Origin of the sequence: Phreatobacter stygius (genome assembly GCF_005144885.1) — a bacterium.
GTDB lineage: Bacteria > Pseudomonadota > Alphaproteobacteria > Rhizobiales > Phreatobacteraceae > Phreatobacter > Phreatobacter stygius.
In genome coordinates this window covers 2,336,405-2,354,901 of sequence record NZ_CP039690.1, presented here as the reverse complement: position 1 = coordinate 2,354,901, position 18,497 = coordinate 2,336,405, and the positions used below count along the sequence as shown (strand labels likewise).

General features: G+C 66.8%; 17 protein-coding genes. 8 read left to right on the top strand and 9 right to left on the bottom strand.

Features of this window, described 5'->3' with window-relative positions; translation table 11 throughout:
• Nucleotides 1–54: 54 nt before the first annotated feature.
• Nucleotides 55–588, top strand: coding sequence for a group II intron maturase-specific domain-containing protein (locus E8M01_RS10805; RefSeq protein WP_246088677.1), 534 nt, complete (start codon nucleotides 55–57; stop codon nucleotides 586–588).
• Nucleotides 589–988: 400 nt separating this feature from the next.
• The gene (locus E8M01_RS10800) at nucleotides 989–1,864 is read left to right on the top strand and encodes an RNA polymerase factor sigma-32 (RefSeq protein WP_136964561.1); all 876 of its coding nucleotides are present in this window, start codon (nucleotides 989–991) and stop codon (nucleotides 1,862–1,864) included.
• A gap of 8 nt (nucleotides 1,865–1,872) precedes the next feature.
• On the opposite strand, the gene E8M01_RS10795 is transcribed toward E8M01_RS10800, so the two are convergent.
• From E8M01_RS10795 to E8M01_RS10785, 3 genes are all read right to left on the bottom strand, one after another.
• The gene (locus E8M01_RS10795; RefSeq protein ID WP_136960120.1) at nucleotides 1,873–2,124 is read right to left on the bottom strand and encodes a Trm112 family protein; all 252 of its coding nucleotides are present in this window, start codon (nucleotides 2,122–2,124) and stop codon (nucleotides 1,873–1,875) included.
• A 54-nt stretch (nucleotides 2,125–2,178) separates the two neighbouring features.
• Nucleotides 2,179–2,853 (bottom strand): LON peptidase substrate-binding domain-containing protein, encoded by a 675-nt coding sequence (locus tag E8M01_RS10790; RefSeq protein ID WP_136960119.1) that lies wholly within the window; start codon nucleotides 2,851–2,853, stop codon nucleotides 2,179–2,181.
• A gap of 156 nt (nucleotides 2,854–3,009) precedes the next feature.
• On the bottom strand, nucleotides 3,010–3,594 hold the full coding sequence (locus E8M01_RS10785) for a peroxidase-related enzyme (protein WP_136960118.1): 585 nt from the start codon (nucleotides 3,592–3,594) through the stop codon (nucleotides 3,010–3,012).
• Between the two features lie 171 nt (nucleotides 3,595–3,765).
• On the opposite strand from E8M01_RS10785, the gene E8M01_RS10780 reads away from it, so the two are divergent.
• Together E8M01_RS10780 and E8M01_RS10775 are read left to right on the top strand one after the other, a co-directional pair.
• Entirely contained in the window at nucleotides 3,766–8,619 is a 4,854-nt protein-coding gene (locus E8M01_RS10780) for an NAD-glutamate dehydrogenase (protein WP_425467716.1), read from the top strand.
• A 29-nt stretch (nucleotides 8,620–8,648) separates the two neighbouring features.
• A complete protein-coding gene (locus E8M01_RS10775; protein WP_170181856.1) occupies nucleotides 8,649–9,545 on the top strand; it encodes an alpha/beta hydrolase family protein in 897 nt (298 codons plus the stop codon).
• Between the two features lie 15 nt (nucleotides 9,546–9,560).
• Here the strand turns inward: E8M01_RS10775 and E8M01_RS10770 are convergent, their stop codons facing one another.
• From E8M01_RS10770 to xth, 5 genes are all read right to left on the bottom strand, one after another.
• A complete protein-coding gene (locus tag E8M01_RS10770; protein ID WP_136960115.1) occupies nucleotides 9,561–9,746 on the bottom strand; it encodes a hypothetical protein in 186 nt (61 codons plus the stop codon).
• An 82-nt stretch (nucleotides 9,747–9,828) separates the two neighbouring features.
• Nucleotides 9,829–10,704 carry a 3-hydroxybutyryl-CoA dehydrogenase gene (locus tag E8M01_RS10765; RefSeq protein ID WP_136960114.1) on the bottom strand — a complete coding sequence of 292 codons (876 nt, stop codon included), beginning with the start codon at nucleotides 10,702–10,704 and terminating at the stop codon, nucleotides 9,829–9,831.
• Between the two features lie 167 nt (nucleotides 10,705–10,871).
• Nucleotides 10,872–11,816 carry an electron transfer flavoprotein subunit alpha/FixB family protein gene (locus E8M01_RS10760; RefSeq protein WP_136960113.1) on the bottom strand — a complete coding sequence of 315 codons (945 nt, stop codon included), beginning with the start codon at nucleotides 11,814–11,816 and terminating at the stop codon, nucleotides 10,872–10,874.
• Nucleotides 11,816–12,565, bottom strand: coding sequence for an electron transfer flavoprotein subunit beta/FixA family protein (locus E8M01_RS10755; protein ID WP_136964560.1), 750 nt, complete (start codon nucleotides 12,563–12,565; stop codon nucleotides 11,816–11,818). Before E8M01_RS10755 ends, E8M01_RS10760 begins: the two co-directional genes overlap by 1 nt.
• A gap of 182 nt (nucleotides 12,566–12,747) precedes the next feature.
• Nucleotides 12,748–13,560, bottom strand: coding sequence for an exodeoxyribonuclease III (gene xth, locus E8M01_RS10750; protein ID WP_136960112.1), 813 nt, complete (start codon nucleotides 13,558–13,560; stop codon nucleotides 12,748–12,750).
• A gap of 179 nt (nucleotides 13,561–13,739) precedes the next feature.
• Between xth and E8M01_RS10745 the strand changes: the two genes are divergently transcribed.
• From E8M01_RS10745 to E8M01_RS35265, 4 genes are all read left to right on the top strand, one after another.
• A complete protein-coding gene (locus E8M01_RS10745) occupies nucleotides 13,740–13,889 on the top strand; it encodes a histidine kinase (protein ID WP_136960111.1) in 150 nt (49 codons plus the stop codon).
• Between the two features lie 4 nt (nucleotides 13,890–13,893).
• Nucleotides 13,894–14,826 carry a site-specific tyrosine recombinase XerD gene (locus E8M01_RS10740; protein WP_136960110.1) on the top strand — a complete coding sequence of 311 codons (933 nt, stop codon included), beginning with the start codon at nucleotides 13,894–13,896 and terminating at the stop codon, nucleotides 14,824–14,826.
• A gap of 102 nt (nucleotides 14,827–14,928) precedes the next feature.
• Nucleotides 14,929–15,882: an acetyl-CoA carboxylase carboxyltransferase subunit alpha gene (locus E8M01_RS10735; protein ID WP_136964559.1), complete on the top strand. Its 954-nt coding sequence runs from the start codon at nucleotides 14,929–14,931 to the stop codon at nucleotides 15,880–15,882.
• Nucleotides 15,883–16,189: 307 nt separating this feature from the next.
• The gene (locus E8M01_RS35265) at nucleotides 16,190–17,773 is read left to right on the top strand and encodes a L,D-transpeptidase family protein (RefSeq protein WP_211596710.1); all 1,584 of its coding nucleotides are present in this window, start codon (nucleotides 16,190–16,192) and stop codon (nucleotides 17,771–17,773) included.
• A gap of 122 nt (nucleotides 17,774–17,895) precedes the next feature.
• On the opposite strand, the gene thpR is transcribed toward E8M01_RS35265, so the two are convergent.
• On the bottom strand, nucleotides 17,896–18,435 hold the full coding sequence (gene thpR / locus E8M01_RS10725; RefSeq protein ID WP_136960109.1) for an RNA 2',3'-cyclic phosphodiesterase: 540 nt from the start codon (nucleotides 18,433–18,435) through the stop codon (nucleotides 17,896–17,898).
• Nucleotides 18,436–18,497 lie beyond the last annotated feature (62 nt).

Here is an 18,497-nt window from a genome sequence, read left to right as displayed (position 1 = left end):
GATCTCTCGGTTCGGGGTTGGTCGTCGCAACCCAAACCTAACCGGCAACCGCCGATGACCACCCGTCAGTTACACCACCAATCGGGACACGACCCCAACGTGCTGCTCGACGAGGTGGACAAGGAGCTTGAACGACGCGGCCATGCCTTCTGCCGCTATGCCGACGACAGCAACGTCTATGTGCGGTCCAGGCGGGCGGGCGAGCGGGTCATGGCTCTGCTGCGACGACTCTACGGCCGGCTTCATCTGACGGTGAACGAGACCAAGAGTGCCGTGGCTTCCGTCTTCGGCCGCCGCTTTCTCGGCTACGCCTTCTGGGTGGCGCCGGGTCGGGTGGTCAAACGGCGGGTCGCCGACAAGGCGATCAAGGCGTTCAAGACCCGGATCCGTGAACTGACACCCCGGGTGACCGGGCGATCGTTAACAGCGGTGACGGCGCGGTTGTGCTCCTTCGTGCTGGGGTGGAAAGCCTACTTCCGACTGGCGCAAACACCCAAGGTCTGGCGCGAGCTGGACGAGTGGATGCGTCATCGCTTGCGGGCCAGCTCAAGCACTGGAAGCGGGGCAGGACAATCCTTCGGGAGCTGATAGCGATGGGAGCCAAACCCAACGTCGCTCAGAAGGTAGCGGGAAACTCCCGCTGCTGGTGGCGCAACAGCGGGATGCTCCTCAACTCAGTCCTCACGATCAAATGGGCCGACCAACTGGGAATGCCCAGGCTCGCCTGACCTCAATCTCTCGAACCGCCCGGTGCGGACCCGCATGCCGGGTGGTGTGGCAGGGGTGCGGTCAAACGACCGCCCCCTATGCCGATTGGCGTCCGCCGTCGATGGTCCAATGGCCGGATCGATCTGCGGCAGAATGTCGCAGCATTTCCGTAACCCCTTCAACAGACTGGTGATTCTACGCAATATCGCATACGTAAATTCCCTAAGCAACATGAGAGCGGGGACAACCTGCCATGGGCTTCGACCAGGGGGAGGTCGTCATGGCGCGGGTGTCGGGGGTTCGGCGCGGGCTGCTCAAGGCCGCCATGGCTGCGCCATTTCTGGAACGGGATGAAGAGCACGCCCTGGCGGTGCGCTGGAAGGATGCCCGGGACGAAGTGGCCCTGCATCGTCTGGCGCAGGCGCATATGCGGCTGGTCATCGCGCTTGCCGCGCGCTTTCGCCACTACGGCTTGCCGATGGCCGATCTGATCCAGGAGGGCCATGTCGGGCTGCTGGAGGCAGCATCCCGCTTCGAGCCCGCGCGGGAGGTTCGGTTCTCGACCTATGCGACATGGTGGATCCGCGCTGCGCTGCAGGACTATATCCTGCGCAACTGGTCGATCGTGCGTGGCGGCACCTCGTCAAGCCAGAAGGCCCTGTTCTTCAACCTGCGCCGATTGCGCGCCCGTTTGTCGCAGACGATGGAGATCGGGGTTGCCAGAACCGCCATTCACCGGGAGATCGCGGTGGCGGTCGGTGTCTCCGAGGCCGATGTGGCGCTGATGGATGCGCGGCTCTCCAGCCCGGAAATGTCGCTCAATGCGCCGAGCCACGACAGCGACGCCGGTTCCGGCACCGAACGCATGGATTTCCTGATCGACAAGGGGCCGCTGCCGGATGAAGTGGTCGGTGAGGCGATCGACGGCGAGCGGCGGGTTCGCTGGCTTCGGGCAGCCCTCGACGTCTTGTCCGAGCGCGAGCTGAAAATCCTGCGTGAGCGCCGTCTCAACGACGAGGGCGCAACGCTGGAAAGCCTCGGCGACCGGCTGGGAATCTCCAAGGAACGGGTCCGCCAGATCGAGAGCCGGGCGCTGGAAAAGCTGCGCAAGGTGCTGATCGACCGTCACAGCCAGGCAGCCGTTGCCCTGGCCTGACCGCCCGGTCAGTCGGCCAGCGGGCGGGCCTCTTCCGGCAGCATGATCGGGATGCCGTCGCGGATCGGATAGGCGAGCCTGGCGGCGCGCGAGATCAGTTCATTGGCGGCGGCGTCATATTCCAGCGTCGCCTTGGTGACCGGGCAGACCAGCACTTCGAGCAGGCGCGGGTCGACCGTGCCGGGCCGCGTCGGCGGCACGGCCGTGCGCTGATCCGAAGTCTCTGCCGGTGTTCCGGCCGCGGAAATATCGTCGTTCATGGGTCTCTTCCGATGGGATCGCCACAGCCGCCGGCATCACGCCGCCGGCGCTGGTCAGTTCAGCGGCGCCTTGTCGTCCGGCGACTGGTCCTTGGCAAGCGCCACTTCGGTCACCGCGACCAGCAGCGCAGCGCGGGTTTTCAGATCGGGGGCCTCGAGCAGCGCCTGCTTCTCGCGGACGCCCCAAGGCGACATCATGCAGAGCGCGTTGACCAGCGCCTCGGTCGGCGCGCGCCGGATGCCGTCCCAGTCGGCTTCCATGTTGTTGGCATCGAGGAATTCCTGCAGCGCCTTCAAGAGGCCGTCGCGATCGACCGCGTCTTCGCCGACCCGCGCCTCGAAGTCGCCGGCATAAGGCTGGAAATCGACCTTGGCCTGGCGATAGGCGGTGACCGCGGCCAGTTCGCTGTCGATCCGGAACCGGGCGATGCCGGTCAGGCTCAGCATGTAGCGGCCGTCGCCGGTTTCGGCGATCTGGGTGACGCGGCCGGCACAGCCGACATCCGACAGGGTCGGGCGCTTGGCGTCCTCCTCGGCCGGGATCGGTTGCACCATGCCAATGATCCGGTGGCCGGCGGTGAAGGCATCATCGATCATCGCGAGATAGCGCGGCTCGAAAATGTTCAACGGCAACTGGCCGCGCGGCAGCAGCAGCGCGCCCGGCAGCGGAAAGACCGCGATCACGTCGGGAAGGTCGGCCGGCCCGCGATAGACGGTGTTCATCGCCATGGCTGGAGCTCCGCGAGAACGCATGGGGTACTCATCTCCATGTAGGGCCGAGGAGGCCGATTGCCAGTACGGCCATCGGCACTCCGGCGGGGCTTAGGCCATTCACCCCGATCGTGGAAGGGGCAACGACGCCCTGGCCCGCCGCCGCGCCGGCTTTCAGCGGGCGGTTGCGTGATATTCGGCGTTCGGCCGCATGTCGGTCGCCGCGGCGACCCGGTTCGACATGTTGAAGAAGCCGGCGACCGCCCCGATGTCCCAGATGTCGCGGGTGGTGAAGCCGGCGTGGCGCAGCCGGTCGCGATCCTCTTCCTCGACCATCCAGGGCGTCTCGGTCAGCTTGACCGCGAAATCGAGCATGGCGCGCTGGCGCGGCCCGAGCCGGGCGGCGCGATAGTTCATGACGATCTGCTCACCGAGCACCGGATCACCCGAGAGCTGGCGGACCGCGGCGCCGTGGGCGACCAGGCAGTAATAGCAACGGTTCACCGCCGAGACCGCCACCGCGATCATTTCCCGCTCCAGCTTGGTCAGCCCGGAGGGCGCCAGCATGAGGTCGTTGTACATGGCCACGAAGGCCTTCAGCTTGGCCAGGTCGTGAGAATAGGCGCGCAGCACGTTCGGCACATAACCGATCTTGTCGCGGCACTTCTGGAAATAGGCTTCCATCTCGCCGTCGAGCACCGATTCCGGCAGATCGAGCGCAATCGGCGCCTCCGCGGGCGTGGCTGTCACTGCGTCCATGTGTCTCTCCCGTTCGTCCTGGTTGATCCCGCGACGATCAAGTCTTGATCCGGTCACAGCCTCGTAGCATGACCGCGCCGGGCTCTGGTAGCGGACGAAATTGTCTTTACGAGGGTCCGGTCGCGTGGTCATGCTGGCCCTCGGCACCGAACAAAAGCAACTGGCGCCGCGATGGAGCACAGCATGACGAACCGGACCGAGGATGCGAGCGGAACCGCAGGCATCATCGAACAGGCGGCCATCATCCTGCGCGGCACTCTCGGCGACATTCCTGAAAGCTACGTGGCCGACCTGTTCGGCCGCACGGCGCCCGAAGACCTCATTGCCTATGACGCGCGCGACCTGGCGAGCCTCGCGGCGGCGAGCTACGTGGCGCTGTCGACCCGCGCACCGGGGCAGAGCGCCATCCGTCTCGACGACCCGGTGGCACCGTCGCCGGGTTCGCAGGTCGGCACGGTCACCGTCGTCGAGGTGGTCAACGACAACATGCCGTTCCTGGTCGATTCGGTCATGGGCGTGCTGGCCGAGCAGGGGGTCGACATCCGCCTGGTGGCGCATCCGATCGTCACCGTCGAACGAGAGCCGAATGGCGCGATTTCGGCCTATCGCGGGCTCGACCCTGCCGACGCACCGGCGCTGCGCGAGAGCATCATCCACATCCATGTGGTCAGGATCGCCGACGAGACGCGCCGGGCGTCACTGATCTCCGAGCTCGAGGCGACGCTTGCCGACGTGCGCATCTGCGTCGCCGACTGGAAGCCGATGATCACCCGCGTCGACGGCATCATCGACGATCTGAAGAACAATCCGGTCCTGCCGGTGACCGAAATGGCCGAGGGCATCCAGTTCCTGGAATGGCTGGCCGCCAATAACTTCACCTTCCTGGGCCTGCGCGACTATTCCTATGTCGGCGGCCTCGCCGAGGGTCAGATGGAGCCGGAATTCACCTCCGGTCTCGGCATCCTGCGCGACGAGAATGTCCGTATCCTGCGGCGCGGCACGGAACTCGTGACCATGACGCCGGAAATGCGCGAATTCCTGATGCAGCCGGTGCCGCTGATCATCACCAAGGCGAATGTCCGCTCGCGGGTCCACCGCCGCATCCACATGGACTATATCGGCGTCAAGCGTTTCGACCGGAGCGGCGAGCTGGTCGGTGAGGTCCGCATGGTCGGGCTGTTCACCTCGACCGTCTATACCCGCTCGGCCAAGACCATTCCCTATCTCAGGCGCAAGGTCGACAAGGTGCTGACCCGTGCCGGCTTCGATCCGGACGGGCATTCCGGCAAGGCGCTGGTCAATGTGCTGGAGAGCTATCCGCGCGACGAACTGTTCCAGATCGACGACGAGACCCTGTTCGCCCATGCCCTGGCGGTGCTGCAGCTCGACGAGCGGCCGCGCGTGCGCGTGCTGGTGCGGGCCGATCGGTTCGACCGCTTCGTCTCGATCCTGGTCTATGTGCCGCGCGACCGCTACGACACCGCCGCGCGCATGGCGATCGGCCAATATCTCGCCTCGGTCTATCGGGGTCGGATCTCGGCCTATTACCCCTATTATCCCGACGGCTCGCTGACCCGTGTGCATTTCATCATCGGCCGCGACGATGGCGCGACCCCACAGGTCGACCGGACGACGCTGGAGACGGCGGTTTCGCGCATCGTCAGGACCTGGGGCGACGGCCTCGGCCAGGCGCTGAGCCTGGTCCACGATCCGCTCAAGGCCAGCGTCCTGGTCGGCCGCTATCGCGACGCCTTCTCGGCGGCCTATCGCGAAGCCGTGCCGCCGGAGACGGCGATCGGCGATATCCGCATCCTGGAGGGCCTGTCCGACCAGCGTCCGCTGGCGATCGACTTCTACCGGTCGCAGCCGACCGACAAGGCCGAGGCGGGATTGAAGGTCTTTGCCCGCGCCAAGCCGATCCCACTGTCCGAGCGCGTGCCGATCCTCGAAGCCATGGGTTTCGCCGTCGTCGACGAGCGCACCTATGAGGTGATGCCGGCCGGCGGCAGCTCGTCGCAGATCATCTGGCTGCACGACATGTCGCTGACCCGTCCGGGCGGCGCGCCGATCGATCTCGAAGCGCTGGACGAAAAGCTCGAAGCCGCCCTGATGGCGGTGATGCGGGGCGAAGCCGAGAGCGACGGCTTCAACGCGCTGACGCTGGAGGCCGCACTCGGCTGGCGCGACGTGGCGCTGATCCGCACGCTTGCCCGCATGCTCTGGCAGATCCGCGTGCCGTTCAGCCAGGACTATCTCTGGACGACATTGCGCAAGCACGCCGGGGTCACCAAGGGCGTGGTGCTGATGTTCCACCTGCGCTTCGACCCGCGCCTGAGCCTGTCGATCGAAGAGCGTCACGCCAAGCAACTCGACATTGTCGCGCGGCTCGAGGAAGCGCTCGGCCACGTCACCGCACTCGACGAAGACCGCATCCTGCGCAGCTTCATCAATCTGGTCCAGGCGGCGATCCGCACGAATTTCTACCAGATCGGCGACGACGGAAAGGTCCGGCCGACCATCGCCATCAAGTTCGAATCGAAAAAGATCGACGGCCTGCCGGCGCCCAAGCCGCTCTACGAGATCTTCGTCTATTCGCCGCGGGTCGAGGGCATTCACCTGCGCTTCGGCAAGGTCGCGCGCGGCGGCCTGCGCTGGTCCGACCGGCCGCAGGATTTCCGCACCGAAGTGCTCGGCCTGGTCAAGGCGCAGCAGGTCAAGAACGCGGTGATCGTGCCGGTTGGCGCCAAGGGCGGCTTCGTGCCGAAGCGGCTGCCGCCGGTGACCCAGCGCGATGGCTGGCTCGCCGAGGGGACCGAGGCCTATCGCATCTTCGTGCGCTCGCTGTTGCAGCTCACCGACAATATCGAGGGCTCCGGCATCGTGCCGCCGGCCGATACCGTGCGCCATGACGGCGACGATCCCTATCTGGTGGTGGCGGCCGACAAGGGAACGGCGACCTTCTCCGATACCGCCAATGCGCTGTCGGCCGAGAAGGGTCACTGGCTGGGCGACGCCTTCGCCTCCGGCGGCAGCCAGGGCTACGACCACAAGAAGATGGCGATCACCGCGCGCGGTGCCTGGGAGGCGGTGAAACGCCACTTCCGCGAGACCGGCGTCGATATCGGGGTGACGCCGTTCACCGTCGCCGGTGTCGGCGACATGTCGGGCGACGTGTTCGGCAACGGCATGCTCTTGGAAAAGACCATCAAGCTCACCGCCGCCTTCGACCACCGCGACATCTTCCTCGATCCGGAACCGGATCCGGCCAAGGCCTGGGCCGAACGCAAGCGGCTGTTCGACCTGCCCCGCTCGTCCTGGGCCGATTACGACAAGAGCCTGATCTCGGAGGGCGGCGGCGTGTTCCCGCGCTCGGCCAAGTCGATCCAGCTTTCGGCCCATGTCCAGCTCATGCTCGGTCTGACCAAGCCGGTGGCGACGCCGCAGGAGGTGATGAACGCCATCCTGAAGATGCAGGTCGACCTCCTGTGGTTCGGCGGCATCGGCACCTATGTCCGCGGTACCAGCGAAACCGACGACCAGGCCGGCGACCGCGCCAATGACCCGATCCGCATCACCGGCATGGACATCCGCGCCAAGGTGGTGGGCGAAGGCGCCAATCTCGGCATGACCCAGAAGGGCCGCATCGAGGCTGGCCGGCGTGGGGTACGGATCAACACCGACGCCATCGACAATTCGGCTGGGGTCAACACGTCCGACCTCGAGGTCAATATCAAGATCGCGCTGGCGAAGCCCGAGACCGATGGCCGGCTGAGCCAGGACGACCGCAATCACCTGCTCGCCGAGATGACCGATGACGTCGGCCACCTGGTGCTGCGCAACAACTACCTGCAGACCTTGGCCCTGTCGTTGTCGCAGCGGCGCGGGCTCGAGGAGCTCGGCTTCCAGCAGCGCTTGATGCAGAGCCTGGAAACCGAGGGCAAGCTCGACCGGGCCGTCGAATACCTGCCCGACGAGGCCGAACTCGCCGACCGGCGCCGCCGCGGCGACCCGTTGACGCGGCCCGAGCTCGCCGTGTTGCTCGCCTATGCCAAGCTCGATCTCTACGACGATCTCCTGGCCTCCAACGTGCCGGACGATCCCTATCTCGCCCGCGAGCTGATCCGTTATTTCCCGCGGCCGATCCAGGAGCGCTTCCCGGATGCGATCGAAGCCCATCGGCTGCGCCGCGAGATCATCGCGACCGGCCTGTCCAACTCGATGATCAATCGTGGCGGGTCGACCTTCGTGGTCCGGCTGGCCGACCAGACCGGTGCCGACGTTTCGACCATCGCCTCCGCCTTCGCGGCGGTGCGCGACGCCTATGGCATGACCGCGCTGAACACCGAGCTCGACGGGCTCGACAACCGGGTCGCCGGCAGCCTGCAGCTGGAACTCTATGCGGCGATCCAGAACCTGCTGATCGATCGGGTCGTCTGGTTCATCCGCAATGTCGACCTGTCCAAGGGGCTGGCCGACGTCGTGGCCCATCATCGTTCCGGGATCGAGGCGGTCGCCGCCAGCCTCGATACGGCGCTGCCGCCCGATGCGGCGGCGGCGCGCGCCGCGCGCACCGCCGAGCTGCAGAACGCCGGCGTGCCCGACCCGCTGGCCGGGGTGCTGGCGAGCCTCGATCATCTGGCGGCGGCGCCTGACATCGTCGCGGTCGCCGATCAGACCGGCCGGCCGGTCGCGGATGTCGCGGCCACCAGCTTCGCCGCCTCCTCGGTGTTCCGGCTGGACGCGGTCAAGACCGCCGCGCGGGCGATCACCGTCACCGACTATTTCGACCGGTTGGCGCTCGATCGCGCGCTCGATGCCATCGCCAATGCCGAGCGGCGCATTTCGGCCGACATGGTCAATGGCGGCACGGCGACCGGCGAACAGGCGGTGGCGGCCTGGATGGCGGTCAACGGCGCCCGCGCCGAGCGGATTCGCTCGGCGGTGTCCGAAATCGCCAACTCGGGCCTGACCGTGTCGAAGGCGACGGTGGCCGCGAGCCTGCTCGGCGACCTCGTCCGCGGATGAGGTTTTTGGCGGAGGCCTGGTCCGGACGCATGCCGGCAGCCAGGCTGCGGGCCCTGGGTGTTGCCGTCGCACTCGTTGCGGCCGCCTTGGCGGCGGCCTTGGTCGCGCCGACGGCGCAAGCCCAGGAGACCAGGTCCGAAGGCCAGCAGGGCACGCTGCATCGCGAGCAGGTCTGGCGCATCGGCCACCCGGCCGATGAGGGCCGCTCGATCGCCGCGATCGTTTTCCGTCCGCCGGATGACGCACCGCGGCCGCTTGTCGTGATGGCGCATCACACCTCCGGCGAGGCGTCCCGCAATGGCGAACCGCGTCACGGTGTCTATCAGCATGCGGTCGACTGGTTCATCGAGCGTGGTTATGTCGTGGCCGTGGTGCATCGGCGCGGTTATGGCCTGAGCGGCGGCGAACGGGCGGAACGTTTCGCCTGCCGGCGGCCGAGCCATGTCGCCGGTGGACGGGCGGACGCCGCCGACCTCGGTGCGGCGATCGACGGGCTCACCGCCCAGGCCTTTGTCCGTCGCGACGGCGTCATTGCGGTCGGCCAGTCGACCGGCGGCTGGGCGGTGCTGGCGCTCGCCGCCGAGAACCATCCGGCGGTGGCGGGGGTGATCAATTTCAGCGGCGGGCGGCTCGGCCGTTCCGGCGAGACCGGCCAGATCTGCGCCATGGATGAGCTGGTGCGTGATGCGGCCGTGCTGGGGCGCCGGGCGCGCACGCCGGCCCTGTGGCTCTACAGCGCCAACGACCGCTCATTCCCACCGGTGCTGGCCAGCCGCCTGCACCAGGCCTTCGTCGAGGCCGGCGGCGTCGCCGAATTCGTCGCGGTCCGGGAGTTCGAGCGGGACGGCCACGCCTTGCTGCCGAACCTGCGCGGGGTTCCGCTGTGGGAAGCCGCGGTCGAGCGTTTCATTCTCAGATTTCGGTAGGGACTTCCGGCCGGGTCAGGCGGTCTTGTCGACCACCAGGCCGGTGCCCGGAGCGGGCGCTGCCCGGGCGGCGCCGGCCAGCAGGTCGACCAGTTGCTGGTCGGCCTTGACCTCCTGGCGGATCATGGCGGTCTGGATACCCATTTGGGTGCGATCCATGGCCATTCCGGCCATGGCCCCGACGATACTGTCAGTCGACATCAAGCGATCCTTCGCGATGAGGCGCCAAGGACTAGCTCAGGTCGGCTTAACGAAGCCTTGGTCCGATCCGGAAAACTCCGGCTTACCGGGTCGGAATCGGCCGCTCGCCGCGATAATCGTAGAAGCCGCGCTGGGTCTTCCGGCCGAGCCAGCCGGCCTCGACATATTTCACCAGCAGCGGGCAGGGCCGGTATTTCGAATCGGCGAGCCCCTCATAGAGCACCTGCATGACCGACAGGCAGGTGTCGAGGCCAATGAAGTCGGCGAGCTGCAGCGGGCCCATCGGGTGATTGGCGCCGAGCCGCATGCCGGTATCGATCGCTTCGACCGATCCGACGCCTTCGTAAAGCGTGTAGATCGCCTCGTTGATCATCGGCAGCAGGATGCGGTTGACGATGAAGGCGGGGAAATCCTCGGCCACCGCAATGGTCTTGCCGAGCCGGGCGACGAAGGCTCTGGAGGACTCGAACGTATCGTCCTCGGTGGCGATGCCGCGGATCAGCTCGACGAGCTGCATCACCGGCACCGGATTCATGAAATGGATGCCGATGAAACGCTCGGGCCGGTCGGTGGTCGAGGCGAGCCGGGTGATCGAGATCGACGAGGTGTTGCTGGCCAGGATGGCATCCGGCCTGAGCATCGGAATGACCGACTGGAAGATCTTGATCTTGACCTGCTCGTTTTCGGTGGCGGCCTCGATCACCATGTCGCAGTCGCCAAAGTCCTCGAGCTTCGGACCGGCGGTGATCCTGGCGAGCGCGGTGTGCCGTTCTTCCTCGGTGATGAGGTTCTTCGACAGCTGCCGGCTCATATTGCCGTTGATGGTGGCGAGCCCCGACCTGATCCGGTCTTCCGACAGATCATGCAGCACCACGTCAATGCCCGAGAGTGCCGCGACATGCGCGATCCCGTTGCCCATCTGGCCGGCGCCGATAACGCCGATCTTGCGAATGTCCATGGCTACACCCGGTGACCGACCCGTTCGTCTCACGGGTAACGGTGCGAACAAATTCTTCTCCGCGACATATCTACGACGGTCCGTCGAGCGATGCCATCGGGATCATATTAGCGAATACAGGCGGGTCCGCCAGCAAAGGCAGCCCGCCCGTAGCCGTCATGCCGGTCTCACTTGCCGATGGCGGCGAGCTCTTTCTCGAGCTCGGGCAGCAGCGTGAACAGGTCGCCGACCAGTCCGTAGTCGGCAACCTGGAAGATCGGCGCCTCCTCGTCCTTGTTGATGGCGACGATGACCTTCGAGTCCTTCATGCCGGCGAGATGCTGGATCGCACCGGAAATGCCCACCGCGATATAGAGGTCGGGCGCCACGACCTTGCCGGTCTGGCCGACCTGCCAGTCGTTCGGTGCATAACCGGCATCGACCGCGGCGCGCGATGCGCCCATGGCCGCGCCGAGCTTGTCGGCAACCGGCTCGATGACCCGGGCAAAGGCTTCTTTCGAGCCGAGCGCACGGCCACCCGAGATGATGATCTTGGCGGCGCCGAGCTCCGGACGGTCGGACTTGGACAGTTCCTCGCCGACAAAGCTGGAGAGCGCCGGATCGGCCGAGGCCGCGGCGGTCTCGACCGGCGCCGGTCCGCCCTCGCCCGCCGCCTGGAACGAGGCGGTGCGCACGGTGATGACCTTGGTGGCATCGGTCGACTGCACGGTCTGCAGCGCATTGCCGGCATAGATCGGCCGCTCGAACGTGTCGGGCGAGATCACCTTGACGATGTCGGAGATCTGCATGACGTCGAGCAGGGCGGCGACGCGCGGCAGGATGTTCTTGCCGTTCGAGGTCGAGGGCGCGACGATATTGGCATAACCCGGCGCCAGCGCGACGATCAGGGCTGCGGTCGGCTCGGCCAGCAGGTGGGCATAGACCGGGCTGTCGACGACGATCACCTTGGCGACGCCGGCGAGCTTGGCCGCGGCCTGGCCGGCGGCGGCGCAGCCGGAACCGGCGACCAGCACGGTGACGGGCGCGCCGAGCGCGATCGCGGCGGTCAGCGCCTTGGCGGTCGGATCCTTGACCGTGGTGTTGTCGTGTTCCGCGAGGAGAAGGGTCGACATCAGAGCACCCCGGCTTCGTTCTTGAGTTTGCTGACGAGCTCGGCAGCCGAGGCCACCTTGACGCCGGCCTTGCGGCCGCCCGGCTCGACGGTCTTCAGCACCTTGAGGCGCGGCGCGATATCGACGCCGTAGCTGTCAGGCGACTTCTCGTCGATCGGCTTCTTCTTGGCCTTCATGATGTTCGGCAGCGAGGCGTAACGCGGCTCGTTCAGGCGGAGATCGGTGGTGACGATCGCGGGAACGTTGAGCTTGACGGTCTGCAGGCCGCCGTCGACCTCGCGGGTGACCGAGACGCTGTCGGCCGAGAGCTCGACTTTCGAAGCAAACGAACCCTGCGGCCAGCCCAGCAGGGCGGCCAGCATCTGGCCGGTCTGGTTGGCGTCGTCGTCGATCGCCTGCTTGCCGAGGATCACCAGGCCCGGCGCCTCTTCGGCGATCACGCCCTTGAGGATCTTGGCGACCGCCAGCGGCTCGACGGTCGCGTCGGTCTTCACGTGGATGCCGCGGTCGGCGCCCATGGCGAGACCGGTACGGATCGTCTCGGCGGCGCCCTGCGGCCCGATCGACACGACGACGATCTCGGTGGCGGCGCCCTTTTCCTTCAGGCGCAGCGCCTCTTCGACGGCAATCTCGTCGAAGGGGTTCATCGACATCTTCACATTGGCAAGTTCGACGCCCGAACCATCCGGCTTCACGCGGATCTTCACGTTGTAATCGACAACCCGTTTCACGGGTACCAGGATCTTCATCATGTCCCTCCCCGAAACAGGCGCAATTGCCGTTCGGATGATCGGTTTCTAGGCCTTTCGAGCCGGGCGGGCACCGTAGAAGCGGGTCCGCGGGGTGTCAACGAAACGGCCGGTTCCGCCCCATAGGGCGTTCGGATGATGCGATGCAACAGAAACAACGTCGCAGCCGTCGAAAGATGACGTCAAAGATCGAGCGTCGCAATCACCGGCACGTGGTCGGACGGCTTGTCCCAGCCGCGGGTTTCCCGGGCAATCTGGCAGCCGCGCATGGCCGGTGCCAAGGCCGGGCTCAGCCAGACATGATCGAGCCGGCGGCCCTTGTTGGCGGCAGCCCAGTCGGCGGCGCGGTAGCTCCACCACGTGTAGAGCTTCTCCGGCTCGGGGGTGAGTTCGCGCATCATGTCGACCCAGCCGCCGGTTTTCGCCACCTCGGTCAGCCGCTGGCGCTCCAGCGGCGTGTGGGAGACGACGTTGCGCAGCTGCTTCGAGCTCCATACGTCATGCTCGAGCGGCGCGATGTTGAGGTCGCCGACCAGGATCGCCCTGGACGATCCGGCGCCGACGCGCAGTGCTTCCCAGGCCTCCATCTCGTCGAGAAAGCCGAGCTTGTGGGCGAACTTTTCGTTGATCGCCGGATCCGGCTCGTCGCCGCCGGCCGGCACGTAGAAATTATGGATGCGGGCGCCGGCCGCGGGACCGTCGGCGAGCGTCACCGCCACATGGCGGGCATCCTGCTTGCCGAAGAAACCCTTCCGGTCGATATCGGCAAGGCCGTAGCGGGAGAGCACTGCGACGCCGTGATAACCCTTCTGGCCATGGATCGCGACATGGTCGAAGCCCATCTTCTTGACGTCGGCGAGCGGAAACTGGCCGTCCATGCACTTGGTTTCCTGAAGGCACAGCACATCCGGCCGATAGGCCTCGACGAAACGGGCGACGGTGTCGATACGCAAGCGCACCGAATTGATGTTCCAGGTGGCAATCGTCAGCGGCATCAGGACCTCGAGCGGACAGGCGGCTGGACCATAGAGGCCGCCCGGGCCGGCGGGAAGCCGGCTTTGCCGGTCATGCACGACTTCCCGCGCTTTCCCGCAGTGTGCGGCGGCTTGCGGCGCACCACCATTCGTGGTCAGTCTCGAAGGCTCAGAGCGCCGCGATCGAGAGCTTAGCCGTCATGCCGACATTGATGCGTTTCTTGACCATCATGGTCGTGCTCGGCGGGCTCGTCTTCGCCAGCATGCTGGCCTTCGCCTATCTGGTCGATCCGGAGCCGCGGGACATGACGGTGACCATTCCGGCGAACCGCCTGCAGCCAAAGCGCTGACGCCATGGCGCGCGGGTCAAGCGAGATCGACCTGTTCCTCGACATGATGGCGGCCGAGCGCGGCGCGGCGATCAATACGCTCGCCGCCTATCGCCGCGACCTCGACGACTATGCCGGCTTCATCGGCACCGAGGGGGTCGGGCCGAAGGCGGCGACCACCGACATGATCCGCGCCTATCTCGCCGATTGCGCCGGCCGCGGCCTGAAGACCGCCTCGGTCGCCCGCAGGCTCTCGGCGGTGCGCCAGTTGCACCGCTTCCTTTACGGCGAGGGGCTGACGCCAGATGACCCGGCCGCCGTGCTGGAGGGGCCGAAGCGGGGCCGGCCCTTGCCCAAAGTTCTGAGCCTTGGCGAAGTCGACCGGCTCCTGGCGGTGGCCAAGGAAGGGCTCGCCGACGCCGCCCGGCCGGTCGGCGAGCGGCTGAGAACGGCGCGCATGGCCTGCCTGCTCGAGCTGCTTTATGCGAGCGGCCTGCGCATCTCCGAGCTGATCAGCCTGCCGGTCACTGCGGCGCGCCGTGACCAGCGGTTCCTGGTGGTGCGCGGCAAAGGCAACAAGGAGCGGGTCGTGCCGCTGAACCAGGCGGCCAAGGACGCCATGGCAACCTATCTGGCGCTGCGCGAGGAGGCCGGCCTCGGGCCGTCGAAATGGCTGTTCCCGTCATCGGGCGAGAGCGGCCACCTGACGCGGCAATATGTCGGGCGCGAACTGAAGCAGGTCGCCTCGGCCGCCGGCCTGCCGGTCGCCAAGGTCAGTCCGCATGTGCTGCGCCATGCCTTTGCCAGCCATCTTCTGCAGAACGGCGCCGATCTGAGATCGGTCCAGCAACTGCTCGGCCATGCCGATATAGCGACGACGCAGATCTATACCCATGTACTCGACGAGCGCCTCGCCGGCCTCGTCCGCGATCTGCATCCGCTGGCCGACGACGACTGATATTCCTGTCTTCGCTTGACTTTCGACCCCCTCAAGGGGCATTTCCTCGCCCTGCACCGGCCCTCGGGCCGCCCCCCAAAGGCCTGGCCCGATCCATACCCGATGCGTAGTTATCTCGATTTCGAAAAGCCGATCGCCGAGCTCGAATCCAAAGTCGAGGAACTGCGCGAGGTCGCCGCGCGCGACGGCGGCGTGTCGATCACCGACGAGGTCGCCAAGCTCGAGCAGAAGGCCGACCAGGCGCTGAAGGATCTCTATTCCGGGCTCACCCCCTGGCAGAAGACCCTGGTCGCCCGCCATCCGGCCCGGCCGCATACGCTCGACTATATCGCCAAGCTGATCGAGGATTTCACGCCGCTGGCCGGCGACCGGGTGTTCGGCGAGGACGAGGCGATCGTCGGTGGTTTCGGCCGGTTCCGCGGCCAGAGCATCTGCATCATGGGCCATGAGCGCGGCGACACCACCGAGACCCGCATCCGGCACAATTTCGGCATGGCCCGCCCGGAGGGTTATCGCAAGGCGGTGCGTCTGATGGAAACCGCCGAGCGCTTCGACATCCCGGTGGTCTCGCTGGTCGACACCGCCGGCGCCTATCCGGGCATCGGCGCCGAGGAGCGCGGCCAGGCCGAGGCGATCGCCCGCTCGACCGATCGCAGCCTGTCGCTCGGCGTGCCCAACATCGCTGTCATCATCGGCGAGGGCGGCTCGGGCGGAGCCATCGCGATCGCCGCGGCCAACCGGGTCATGATGCTCGAACATTCGATCTATAGCGTCATCTCGCCGGAGGGGGCGGCCTCGATCCTGTGGCGCGACACCGCCAAGGCGCAGGACGCCGCCACCAACATGAAGATCACCGCGCAGGACCTGCTGCGTTTCGGGGTGATCGACCAGATCGTCAACGAGCCGGTCGGCGGCGCGCATCGCGATCCCGACGCCGCCATCCTGCGCGTCGGCGATGCGCTGGCCCAGGGGCTCCAGCAGTTGGCCGGGCAATCGCCGGATGATATTCGTAAGCTCAGGCGTGACAAATTCCTGGCGATCGGCCGGTCGGTCTGATCGGAATGCGGCGGCTGCCGCATGTTCGCCACGATGTCCGTTTCATGTGAATTTCGTTAACCCTCCGTGGCGTTTTCGGCATCTTGCAGTAACCTCGGGTTGACGCTATCCGTCTCCACTAAGGATCCCTTAAGGATCACAGGCGTCAGACTGACACCGTAAAAGGGCGGTTTGGCCCAAGGTCGGGAGCAGAGCATTGCGTCAGACGGCTCGAGCCGCCAGGGGGGCATCGCGGATCAGAAGCCTGAGGCTGTTGGCTTCGGCCGCGTTGATCGCGCTCGCGTTGGGCGCCTGCCAGGACAACACCATGTCGCGCGGCAATCCCAACCGCGGCAACATTGCCTTGTCGCAGGCCGTGCTCGAAGAGCTCAACACCAAGGGCATGACGCGTACCTCGCCGGTGCTGATGCGCATCTTCAAGCAGGAAGCCGAGCTCGAGGTCTGGAAAAAAGACGCCAACGGCCGCTACGCGCTCTTCAAGGTCTACCCGATCTGCAATTATTCCGGTGACCTCGGCCCGAAGGTCCGCGAAGGCGATCGCCAGTCTCCCGAAGGCTTCTATGCGATCACGCCGGGCCTGATGAACCCGAACTCGTCCTATTATCTCGCCTTCAACATGGGCTTCCCGAACAATTTCGATCGGGCCCATGGCCGCAGCGGCTCGCACCTGATGGTCCATGGCGACTGCTCGTCGCGCGGCTGCTACGCGATGACCGACGAGGCGATCGCCGAGGTCTATGCGCTGGCGCGTGACGCGCTGCAGGGCGGCCAGGAATCGTTCCAGGTCCAGGCCTATCCGTTCCGCATGACGCCGCGCAATCTCGCCCGTCACCGCAACAATCCGAACATGGCGTTCTGGCGCAACCTGAAGGAAGGTTACGATCACTTCGAGGTGACCCGCCAGGAACCCCAGGTCGATGTCTGCGAGCGTCGCTACGTGTTCAACGCGGTGGCGCCGAACTCCTCGCTGGCGCAAGCCGGCGGCGGCACGCAGAACGCTTCGCTCGCGGGGGCCCCGCGCGAAATGATCGGCGCCGATCCCTGGGCCAGCACGCGCAATTCGGCCGCCGGCCGCGCCAATGTCTCGACCTCGGCGGCCGCCGCCGTTCCGGTGTCGATGAACGATGCCGCCCGGGCCAGCACGACGTCGGCCGCGCCGGCGGCGCGCGCCATCCCCGCCCGCGGCGTGCGCAGCCGCTTCACCGCGGTCAGCGACGACCCGGCCTCGCGCCCGGCGTTCCAGTCTGCGTCCGCCTGCCCGGCCTATGTCGTGCCGCCGGCGATCCGTCAGGCGGTGACCGCCAAGAATTCCCGCGACATGGCCCAGGTCGCCGCGCTGGCTGGCCAGATCGAGGCAGCACCTGCCCGGTCCGGCATTGACGGCGGCACCAATCAGCGCTTCGCCGACCGTTTCGCCCACCGGCGCATCCGGGTCGGCGCGAGCGAGCCGAGCTTCTCGTTGGCGAGCCAGGAGAGCACACCGGTGACGCTGGTCACGGCGCGTTCGCCTGTTGCCGCCGAACCGGCTCCGGTGGCTCCTGCGCCGGCGACGGCCGTTGCGGCCGCCCCTGCCGCGGTCGAAGCGGCTCAGCCGACCACTCTGGCGGCGGCTCCGGTTCCGGCCCCCTCGCCATTGCGCACGACGGTCATCGCGCAGAGCGGCGCCGCAGCGCCGGCGCAGGCCTCGGCCCTCACGGCCTTTGCCCCGGCCGAAGCGCCGGCGCCCCAGCAGTCCGGCAATTGGTTCACCCGGCTGATCGGCACGAGCCCGACGGCAGGTCCGGCGCCCGCCGTCGAGGCGACCCCGGCAGCACAGGTTCCCGCCACCGGCGCGCCGGTGCCGCTGCCGCGACCGCATGCCTCGGTGTCGACGGGCGCGCGGGTCAACTGAGCCTGAGCTGAACCGATCCTGGCTTTGGCCGATCACTTGGCGTCGACGAGGCGCGCATTTGCCGCGCCTCCGACAAGGGTCAAGATTGTCCGCTGCCCAGGCCTGTCGGGTGCCAGTGAGCCTCAGGCCGCCAGCGGATAGGTCTCTTCGACCAGATAGGGCCCGCCGCCGACCGATTCCTTGGCCGAGAACAGCACGAAGTGCGGCACCAGGAAGGTCCGGCTCATGAACAGGCCGCGCAAGGCGATCCAGTCGGCGACGTCGCGGGCCCGGGCATTGCGGCCGAGCCGGGCCAGGGTGACGTGCGGTGTGAACTTGCGGGTTTCCGGTTCCAGCCCGACCCGGCGCATGATCCGCTCGTGTTCGGCCTGCAATTCCATCAGCGGCTGGCTCGGTTTCACCGCGATATAGAGCGAACGGGGCTTGTCGCCGCCGAACGAGCCGAGCCCGGTCAGGGTCACCTCGATCGATCGCTTCCTGACCGCATAGAGCATGTCGGCAATGTCGTTGGCGGCTCTTTCGCCGACATCGCCAATGAAGCGCAATGTGATGTGAAAGTCCTCGGGGTCGATCCAGCGGGCCGAGCCCAGACCGCCTTGGAGCCTGCTCAGGTCATCAGCCATGGTCTCCGGGACTTCGAGACCAGTGAAGATGCGGGGCATGGCAACCTCCCTGCTACCAGGATCCCGAATCGCTCCGAGACCTACGAAGCATGACGCTGACC